The organism is Nocardiopsis lucentensis DSM 44048 (genome assembly GCF_000341125.1).
GTDB classification, from domain to species: Bacteria; Actinomycetota; Actinomycetes; order Streptosporangiales; family Streptosporangiaceae; genus Nocardiopsis; species Nocardiopsis lucentensis.
The window spans coordinates 1-6,586 of sequence record NZ_ANBC01000647.1 but is presented as its reverse complement, the minus strand read 5'-3'; the positions used below and the strand labels follow the sequence as shown (position 1 = coordinate 6,586).

The following is a 6,586-nucleotide window of genomic DNA, read 5'->3' as shown; positions in this document are numbered from 1 at the left end:
GGTGGGACGCCGGCGGGGTTCCGCCAGACGGGTCGAGCCGCGAGCGGGGAACGAGCGTGCGTCGGGCCGCGCCGTAGGCGTCCGTTGAGGGTGGTGGCGGGCGACGAGGAGGGAGGAACCGCGCCACCGGGCGTCCGTTGAGGGTGGTGGCGGGCGACGGGCGGGCGAAGACGAGGATGAGGAATCCCCGCCTTCGGGGCGTCCGAACCCGGGCCGAAGCGGAGCGCAGGCCCCGCAAGACACCGCTCAACCGCCCGCCACCGAGGGGAGGAGGCGGACGTCCGCCCCGTCGGGGACCGGGGCGTCCAGGCCGCCGATGCCCCGGCACTCGTCTCCGTTGACGAACACGTTCACGTACCGGCGGAGCGCGCCCCGCTCGTCGCGGATCCGCCGGTCCAGCCCCGGATGCCGGGCGGTCAGGGCGTTCAGTACGTCCCGCAGCCCGGTGCCGTCGTCGACCTCGACCGGAACGTGGGCGGCGCCGTCCGCGTCCGCGCGCAGGAGCCCCGGCAGGTGGACCGTCACGCGCATCTCACACCTCCACGGCGCGCACGCACAGGACGTCGGGCAGGTGGGCGGCCACCTGGTGCCAGCGGTCCCCGTCGTCCGTGGCGGCGTAGACGTCACCCGTCCGGGTGCCGAAGTAGAACCCCGGCACGTCCGCCCCGTCCGTGCAGGCCGCGTCGCGCAGGACGATCCCGAAGTAGGGCTCCTGCGGCAGGCCCTCGGTGACCGGCCGCCAGCTGTCGCCGCCGTCGTCCGTGCGGTACACGCCCAGGCGGTCGCCGGGCGGCAGGTGCACCTCCTGGCTGATCACCGGGAAGGTGAGCGCGGTTTCCGGACGGCTCGGGTGCGTGACCACGGCGAACCCGAAGTTGGAGGGCAGGCCCTCCTCGATGGACGTCCACCCCTCCCCGGCGGGGTCCGCGCTGCGGTAGACCCCGTGGTGGTTCTGGAGGTAGAGGACCCCGTTCGGTGCCGCCGCGACCTTGTGGACGCACTGGCCGTACTCGGGCTCCTCGTCCGGGAGGAACACGGCCGAGACGCCCTTGTTCGCCGGTGTCCAGGTCGCCCCGGCGTCGCGGGTCTGGTAGACACCGCCGGTGGACATGGCGACGGTCATGGCCTCCGGAGCGCGGTCGCCCGCCCCCAGGAGCCCCGGCAGGATGGTGTGGATCGCGCCGCCGCCCGCACCGGGGAACCAGTCCGCGCGGTGGGGGTGGTCCCAGAGGGGACGCACCAGCCTGAAGCTCAGTCCTGCGTCCGTCGACCGGAAGAGGGCGTGCGGTTCCACACCCGCGTACACCGTGTCGGGCTCGGGCCCGAACGCGAACTGCCAGACGCGGGTGAACGAGGCGTCGGTGTCCTCGGGGAAGGCGATGGGCGCGGTGCCCGGTTCGTGCCACGACGCCCCGTTGTCGTCGCTGTACCAGACACTCGGGCCGAAGTGTGAGCTCTCGGCTCCGGCGAGGACGCGGCCGGAGCGCGGGTCGACGCCGACGGCGTACACCGCGCTCATGCTCGCGTAGTCGGCCGCGTCCAGCCGGTGGGGGCCGGTCACCTCCCATGCGCGCCGATCCTCGCTCTTGGCGGTGAAGAGCCCCTTGCGCGTACCGATGACCAGGAGATACGTCATAACCAACTCCAGGGTGTGATGCAGGTCTCCCACTGTGGCACAGGGGGCCGTCATTCTGGGGGAGGTCGCGCGAACTGTGCGGTGCGCCTATAGTTAGGAAACTTAACTATTTTGTTGGGTGGAGAATTTTGGTCGGCTGACAAAATGGTCGGCCCATCGGTGGCATAACCTGCGTGAGTGGGGAACCACATTCCACGTCGGCTCCGGCCGGTCTCCGGAAGGCGGTTGTCACCCGGCGTCGGTTCTGCAATAAAATTCCGGGCCAACCGGAACATGTGCGTGGGGTCCCCGGCTGAGCCCGACGCCCGTGTCCGCAACCAGATCGGCCAAACGACTTCCCGCTACCCAGGTGCTCACGGAGCGTTTTGGGACCAGAGTACTTATGGTCTCGAGTCTCACGGAGAACCGGGTTCCCACTCGATAGGGTTGCCTCATGCACCACCCCCCGGACACGCTCCACGCCCGTAAACGGCGTAAGGCCCGCGCGTTGATCGTGTCGGCCGCCTTCCAGCTCTTCGACGAGCACGGATTCGACAACGTCACCGTCGCGGCGATCGCCGAACGCGCCGAGGTGGGGCGTACCACCTTCTTCCGGTACTTCGGGGACAAACAGCAGGTGCTGTTCGCGGACGACGCGGATGAGATCGAGCGCGTGTGTGCCCACGTGCGAGAGAAGGCGTCCGCCTCGGTGGGGGACGACCTCGGTGCCGCGGTCGGACTCCTCCGCGAGGCGGGCGTCCGTCCGCACACCTCCCTGTCGCCCGATCACGCGGCGGTGCTGATGCGGCTGCTGCGTGAGAGCGACGACCTCAAGTCCCGCTACCTCCTGGTGCAGCAGTGCCGGGCCGACAAACTGGCGAACGCGCTCATGGAGGTCGGTGCGACGGAGGCCGTGGCCGTCCTGGCCGCTCATGTCGCCATGGCCTGCGAGCTCACCGCGATGCGCCTGGCGGAGGGGCCGGAGGCCGTTCCCGCCCATCTGGACGAGGCCCACGAGCTCCTCGCGGGGCTGGACCGGTAGCGCCCCCGGTCAGGCGCGCCGACGCGCGTCCGTCCGTCTCCCCGTCCCGGGCCGCCGACTCCGGTTCCACCCAGAACACCCCCTCGACCCGTGTGGCCCGGGTCACACTCCCTGGGCTCTGGATTTACTTGGACGTCCAACTATATGGTGGGCGTCACAGAGCCGCGGTGCAGGGAAGCCGGTGGGAATCCGGCACGGTCCCGCCACTGTGTCCGGGAAGCGCTCGCCCAGACGATGCCACTGGCGTCAGCCGGGAAGGCGGGGAGAGCGCGCTGATCCGGGAGTCAGGATACCGGCCGCGGCTGTCGACAACCGTGTGATCCACGAGGATGGAGCGAGCACGCATGGCACCGGTACGCGCCCACGCGACCCGGCCCGGGCACGGAACGCCGCCCGGGCACGCGATCGGGCACGACCGCTGAACCCGGCGACCCGACACCACGGGCCGCCCGGCCGGCCGCGCACCATCGCGGCCCCGTTCCCCCATGCCCCCGTGCCCCGCTCCGCCTCCAGACGAGAGCTGGTGCGCCATGGTCAGTGAGACCCACGAACCCAACGAGCCCCGCGAACTCACGCACTTCGTGCATGGAAAGCACGTCCCCGGGCGGTCGGGCGCCTTCGGCGACGTCCACGACCCCAACAACGGCACCGTCCAGGCCCGCGTCCCCCTCGCCGACCGGGCCGAGACCGAGGCCGTCATCGCCGACGCCGAGGCCGCCCAGGCCGAGTGGGCCGCCTGGAACCCCCAGCGCCGCGCCCGCGTCCTCCTCCGCTTCCTCCAACTCGTCGACGACGAGCGCGACACCCTCGCCCGCCTCCTGTCCGCCGAACACGGCAAGACCGTCCCCGACGCGCACGGCGACATCCAGCGCGGCCTGGAGGTGGTCGAGTTCGCCGCCGGGATCCCGCACCTGCTCAAGGGCGAGTTCACCGACAACGCCGGGACCGGGATCGACGTCCACTCCCTCCGCCAGCCACTGGGCGTCGTCGCGGGCATCACCCCGTTCAACTTCCCCGCGATGATCCCGCTCTGGAAGGCCGCCCCCTCCCTCGCCTGCGGCAACGCGTTCATCCTCAAGCCCTCCGAGCGCGACCCCTCCGTCCCGCTCCGCCTCGCCGAGCTCTTCCTCGAGGCGGGGCTGCCCCCGGGCGTGCTCAACGTCGTCAACGGCGGCAAGGAGACCGTCGACACCCTGCTCACCGACCCCCGCGTGGCCGCCGTCGGGTTCGTCGGCTCCACCCCCATCGCCGAGTACGTCTACACGACCGCGACCGCGCACGGTAAGCGGGCCCAGTGCTTCGGCGGAGCCAAGAACCACATGATCGTCATGCCCGACGCCGACCTCGACCAGGCCGTGGACGCCCTGCTCGGCGCCGGTTACGGGTCCGCGGGCGAACGCTGCATGGCCGTGTCCGTGGCCGTCCCGGTCGGGCAGGAGACCGCTGACGCCCTGGTCGCCCGCCTCACCGAGCGCATCGGCGCCCTCCGCGTCGGGCCCTCCCACGACCCCGACGCCGACTTCGGCCCGCTCGTCACGCGCGAGGCCCTGGAGCGGGTCGAGCGCTACGTGGACCTGGGTGTCGAGGAGGGCGCGGAACTGGTCGTGGACGGGCGCGGGCACACCGTCCCCGGATACGAGGACGGGTTCTTCACCGGCCCCAGCCTCTTCGACCGGGTCACCACCGACATGCGGATCTACCGCGAGGAGATCTTCGGCCCCGTGCTCTCCGTCGTGCGCGCGGACACCTACGAGGAGGCCCTCCGCCTGCCCAGCGAGCACGAGTACGGCAACGGCGTCGCGATCTTCACCCGCGACGGCGACACCGCCCGCGACTTCTCCCAGCGCGTCAACACCGGCATGGTCGGCGTCAACGTGCCGATCCCGGTCCCCGTCGCCTACCACACCTTCGGCGGCTGGAAGCGGTCCGGGTTCGGCGACCTCAACCAGCACGGCCCCGACTCGATCAGGTTCCACACGCGCACCAAGACCGTCACCTCCCGGTGGCCGTCCGGGGCCAAGGAGGGCGCCAGCTTCACGATCCCGGTCATGCGCTAGGCGGCCCCCGTTGAACACACTCACCGAGGACCAGCTCATCCTGGCCGAGACCGCCCGCGACTTCGCCCGCGAGCACCTCGCGCCGCACGCCGTCGAGTGGGACCAGGCCAAGCACTTCCCCGTGGACGTGCTCCGCAAGGCCGCCGAACTCGGACTGGGCGGCGTGTACGTCGGCGAGGGGTCCGGGGGCTCCGGCCTGACCCGCCTCGNGCCCTGGCCACCGGCTGCCCGTCCATCGCCGGGTACCTGTCCATCCACAACATGGTCGCCTGGATGGTCGACCGCTACGGCTCCGACGAACAGCGGGCCCGCTGGCTGCCCGACCTCTGCTCCGCCCAGACCCTGGGCAGCTACTGCCTCACCGAACCCGGCGCGGGCTCCGACGCCGCCGCGCTCGGCACGCGCGCCGAGCGCGACGGCGACCACTACGTCATCACCGGCACCAAGCAGTTCATCTCCGGCGCGGGCGCGTCTGAGGTGTACCTGGTCATGGCCCGGACCGGGGACACCGGATCCTCCGGCGTGTCCGCGTTCGTCGTCCACCGCGACGACCCGGGGCTGTCCTTCGGCGCCAACGAGACCAAGATGGGCTGGAACGCCCAACCCACGCGCCAGGTGATCCTGGACGCCGTCCGGGTCCCGGCCGACCGCCGTCTGGGGGAGGAGGGCGACGGCTTCCGGATCGCGATGCACGGCCTCAACGGCGGCCGGCTCGGGATCGCCGCCTGCTCGCTCGGCGGGGGCCGTGCCGCCCTGGAGGCCAGTACCGCCTACCTGGGCGACCGGGAGGCGTTCGGATCACCGCTGATCAACGCCCAGGCGCTGCGGTTCCGGCTCGCCGGGATGGCCACGGAGCTGGAGGCCGCACGGTCCCTGCTGTGGCGGGCCGCCGCGGCCCTGGACGCGGGCGACCCCGAGGCGCAGCAGCTGTGCGCCATGGCCAAGCGGTTCGCCACCGAAGCCGGGTACACCGTCGCCGACGAGGCCCTCCAACTGCACGGGGGGTACGGGTACCTCACCGAGTACGGGATTGAGAAGATCGTCCGCGACCTGCGGGTGCACCGAATCCTGGAAGGAACCAACGAGATCATGAGCCTGATCATCGCTCGCGGACTCACCGGGGCCGCCTGATGTCCGAGACACCCGGAGCCGCCACCACGTCCACCGGAGCCGCCCGGCCCACCCCGCCCGACGCCGAGGTCGTGGCGCGCGTCGAGGGCGGGCTCGGCCGCATCACCCTGAACCGGCCCCGCGCGATCAACGCCCTCAACCACGCCATGGTGCGGGACGTCGAGGCCGCCCTCACCGCCTGGGAGGGCGACGACGCCGTGGCCGCCGTGCTCATCGACGGGGCGGGGGAGCGCGGCCTGTGCGCGGGCGGCGACATCCGCTCCATCCAGGCCAGCGCCAAGGAGGACGGTCACGAGGCCGCCGCCTTCTGGCGCGACGAGTACCTGCTCAACGCGCACATCGCCCGGTTCACCAAGCCGTACGTCGCGCTCATGGACGGCGTCGTCATGGGCGGCGGGGTGGGCGTGTCCGCGCACGGGAGCGTCCGCGTGGTCACCGAGCGCTCCACCGTCGGCATGCCCGAGGCCACGATCGGGTTCGTGCCCGACGTCGGCGGCACCTTCCTGCTGTCCCGGGCCCCCGGGGAGACCGGCACGCACATGGCCCTGACCGCCGCTCCCGTCGGCCCCGGGGACGCCGTGTACACCGGGCTCGCCGACCACTTCGTCCCGTCCGAGCGGCTGGCCGACCTGGCCGACGCGCTCACCAAGGCCGCCTCCGCCGAGGACGTCGCCGACGCCGTCGGCCGGTTCGCCGAGACCGCCCCGGCCGGTGATCTGGCCGGTTCCCGGCACTGGATCG

6 protein-coding genes, 1 pseudogene and 1 riboswitch are annotated in these 6,586 nt (G+C 72.0%); of the genes and pseudogenes, 5 read left to right on the top strand and 2 right to left on the bottom strand.

The features are described from left to right. Positions 1 to 246: 246 nt before the first annotated feature. Positions 247 to 531: a ubiquitin-like small modifier protein 1 gene (locus tag D471_RS0122995; RefSeq protein ID WP_017600796.1), complete on the bottom strand. Its 285-nt coding sequence runs from the start codon at positions 529 to 531 to the stop codon at positions 247 to 249. A 1-nt stretch (position 532) separates the two neighbouring features. Then, positions 533 to 1,636: a WD40/YVTN/BNR-like repeat-containing protein gene (locus D471_RS0122990; protein WP_017600795.1), complete on the bottom strand. Its 1,104-nt coding sequence runs from the start codon at positions 1,634 to 1,636 to the stop codon at positions 533 to 535. A 433-nt stretch (positions 1,637 to 2,069) separates the two neighbouring features. On the opposite strand from D471_RS0122990, the gene D471_RS0122985 reads away from it, so the two are divergent. The 5 genes and pseudogenes from D471_RS0122985 to D471_RS35700 form a co-directional block, all read left to right on the top strand. Further along, entirely contained in the window at positions 2,070 to 2,657 is a 588-nt protein-coding gene (locus tag D471_RS0122985; protein ID WP_017600794.1) for a TetR/AcrR family transcriptional regulator, read from the top strand. Between the two features lie 128 nt (positions 2,658 to 2,785). Further along, positions 2,786 to 2,972, top strand: a riboswitch (cobalamin riboswitch). A gap of 215 nt (positions 2,973 to 3,187) precedes the next feature. After that, the gene (locus D471_RS0122980) at positions 3,188 to 4,714 is read left to right on the top strand and encodes a CoA-acylating methylmalonate-semialdehyde dehydrogenase (RefSeq protein WP_017600793.1); all 1,527 of its coding nucleotides are present in this window, start codon (positions 3,188 to 3,190) and stop codon (positions 4,712 to 4,714) included. A gap of 10 nt (positions 4,715 to 4,724) precedes the next feature. Beyond that, positions 4,725 to 4,862, top strand: a pseudogene (locus D471_RS42365) (acyl-CoA dehydrogenase family protein); the annotation flags it as partial. Positions 4,863 to 4,975: 113 nt separating this feature from the next. Beyond that, positions 4,976 to 5,845, top strand: a complete 870-nt coding sequence (locus tag D471_RS35705) for an acyl-CoA dehydrogenase family protein (protein ID WP_017600792.1) — start codon at positions 4,976 to 4,978, stop codon at positions 5,843 to 5,845. Continuing rightward, on the top strand, positions 5,845 to 6,586 hold a 742-nt coding region (locus D471_RS35700; protein WP_017600791.1), incomplete at its 3' end, for a 3-hydroxyisobutyryl-CoA hydrolase. The genes D471_RS35705 and D471_RS35700, both read left to right, overlap by 1 nt.

Coding starts and splice junctions, on each gene's coding strand:
- D471_RS35705 (WP_017600792.1), top strand. CDS start 4,976: ATGGTCGCCTGGATGGTCGACCGCTACGGCTCCGACGAACAGCGGGCC.
- D471_RS0122995 (WP_017600796.1), bottom strand. CDS start 531: ATGCGCGTGACGGTCCACCTGCCGGGGCTCCTGCGCGCGGACGCGGAC.
- D471_RS0122980 (WP_017600793.1), top strand. CDS start 3,188: ATGGTCAGTGAGACCCACGAACCCAACGAGCCCCGCGAACTCACGCAC.
- D471_RS0122990 (WP_017600795.1), bottom strand. CDS start 1,636: ATGACGTATCTCCTGGTCATCGGTACGCGCAAGGGGCTCTTCACCGCC.
- D471_RS0122985 (WP_017600794.1), top strand. CDS start 2,070: ATGCACCACCCCCCGGACACGCTCCACGCCCGTAAACGGCGTAAGGCC.